The following is a 2,233-nucleotide window of genomic DNA, read 5'->3' on the forward strand; positions in this document are numbered from 1 at the left end:
AGCATCGAGGGGGCGGCGGAACCGGCTTTCCTCGGTTGGAACAGGGTCAGCGGAAAACAGGTTCCTCCAGTCCGGTGACGCCCGGGTCGAGGGCGAACACGCCGCCCGCCAGAGGCTGGTCGGAGAGATCGCCGCCCGGGCGGATGGAGGTGACGAACAGGGTATCGAGACGACTGCCGCCGAAGGCGCACATGGCGGGCTTCTTCACCGGCACGGCGAGGGAACGGTCGAGGCGGCCGTCCGGGGTGAAGCGGTGGACCAGCCCGGCATCGTTGCCGCAGATCCAGTAGCAGCCGTCGGCGTCCACCGCGGCGCCGTCCGGCCGGCCGGGGTGCTCGTTCATGTCGACGAACAGCCGGCGATTGCTCGGCGTGCCGCTGTCGGTGTCGTAATCGAAGGCCCAGATCTTCTGCACGCTGGGGTGCGAATCGGAGAGGTACAGGGTGCGCCCGTCGGGGCTGAAACCGAGCCCGTTGGGCACGATGAAGTCGTTCAGTTGCGCGCGCAGGGGGGCGTCCGAGGCGCCGTCGATCCGGTAGATCGCGCCGGCCGCTATCCCGGCGCCCATGTCCATGACCATGGTGCCGGCCCAGAAGCGTCCCTGGCGATCGCAGCGCCCATCGTTGAAGCGCATGCCGCCCTGGGCATGCTCCACCGAGGCAAGGGGGCTGGCGGCGAGGGTGCCGTCATCCTGCGGGACGACCTCGAACACGCCGCTTTCCATGCCCGCGACCCAGCGGTTGCCGTGGCCGGCGCGGCGGGCGATGCAGGCGATCATCTGTTCACCGGTCCAGCGCGTGACCTGGTTGTCGGCTGCCGTCCAGCGCAGGAGTTGGCGGTTGGGGATGTCGACCCAGTAGAGCGCCTGTTCGGCCGCCACCCAGACCGGGCTTTCGCCGGTGGCGTTCTGCGCATCGAAGATGAGTTCTGCTTGGCTGGCCATTGCGATTCTCTTTGTTGTTGTTCGCGGTTCGGCGTCGGGTCGGGTCAATCGTCGAAGGGGCCCGCCTCCACGAATGCGCCGCCGTGGTAGAGGCCCGCCGGGTCGTTGGGGGCGTACGGCGGCTGGGCGTCGATCTTGGCGCGGAACGGCTCGGAGCTGTCCTGGGGTTCGTAGCCCAGGTGGGCGGCCATGTGGTTGTCCCACCAGACGTCGCGGTTGTTCGACATGCCGTACACCACGGTGTGGCCCACCCCAGGGGTGAACAGCGAGCGGCCGATGAGGTTGGTCAGGTCGCGGTAGCTCAGGTAGGTCGACATCATTCGCAGGTTCTGGGGCTCGGGGAAGGAGGAGCCGATGCGGATGCTGACGGTCTCGATGCCGTAGCGATCGAAGTAGAAGCTCGCCATGTCCTCGCCGTAGGACTTGGACAGGCCGTAGTAGCCGTCGGGGCGGCGCGGAGCGCTGGCGTCGATCTTCTCGGTCTGCTTGTAGAAGCCGACCACATGGTTGGAGCTGGCGAAGACCACCCGCTTGATGCCGTGGCGGCGGGCGGCTTCGTAGATGTGGAAGACGCCGCGGATGTTCGCTTCGAGAATCTCTTCGAAGGGTCGTTCGACCGAGACGCCGCCGAAGTGGCAGATGGCGTCCACGCCTTCGCAGAGGGCATGCACGGCGGCCTTGTCGGAGAGATCGCAGGGGACCACTTCTTCGTGGTCGCCTTCGGCCGGTGCCATGGGGGCGATGTCGGACAGGCGGATGATCGAAGCGTAGGGACGCAGGCTCTCGCGCAACACCTTGCCAAGGCCTCCTGCGGCGCCCGTCAGCAGGAGGCGGTTGAACGGTGTGTCGGAGAAGGTCGTGCTTGTCATGGTCGGTAGCCCGTCGCTTATTTTTGTTGGTGTCATCGGTCGTCGTATGACGAGTTTCGATTATTTTGCAGCTGTCTCGCCTTTGTCAACCCGCCGGCCGGCGGCCAGCGCCGCGAGTTGCCGGGCAGGCGCCGCAGCGGCCCGGCCGAGAGGCTTTAGATCGGGCCTCGGCGTGATCAGACAAGGCGTCGGGCAACTGGTTCGCGGGTTACCTTAGTCAGCCCGGCCCGGCTTGCCCATTGCACCAACGTCGACATCGGAACGGCCGGTCGGGCGCGCAGGGCACTCCGGGTGACTTGCATGTAGTTGTACGATGACTTATAACAAATCACGCAACGATTCTTGCGCACCCAACAATAAGACCCTTTCAAGGTGACCCCTCCATGAATCCACAAGAGCTGAAGTCCGTCCTTTCGTCCGG

At 65.9% G+C, this 2,233-nt stretch carries 2 protein-coding genes; both read right to left on the reverse strand.

The annotated features are described in order from the left end of the window. Window positions 1–46 precede the first annotated feature (46 nt). A complete protein-coding gene (locus DN824_RS22320; RefSeq protein ID WP_138410505.1) occupies window positions 47–943 on the reverse strand; it encodes an SMP-30/gluconolactonase/LRE family protein in 897 nt (298 codons plus the stop codon). 44 nt (window positions 944–987) lie between these two features. Continuing rightward, the gene (locus DN824_RS22325; RefSeq protein ID WP_138410506.1) at window positions 988–1,812 is read right to left on the reverse strand and encodes an NAD-dependent epimerase/dehydratase family protein; all 825 of its coding nucleotides are present in this window, start codon (window positions 1,810–1,812) and stop codon (window positions 988–990) included. Window positions 1,813–2,233: the final 421 nt, after the last annotated feature.

It is taken from the genome of Stutzerimonas nosocomialis, from assembly GCF_005876855.1.
In the GTDB taxonomy this organism is placed as follows: Bacteria; Pseudomonadota; Gammaproteobacteria; order Pseudomonadales; family Pseudomonadaceae; genus Stutzerimonas; species Stutzerimonas nosocomialis.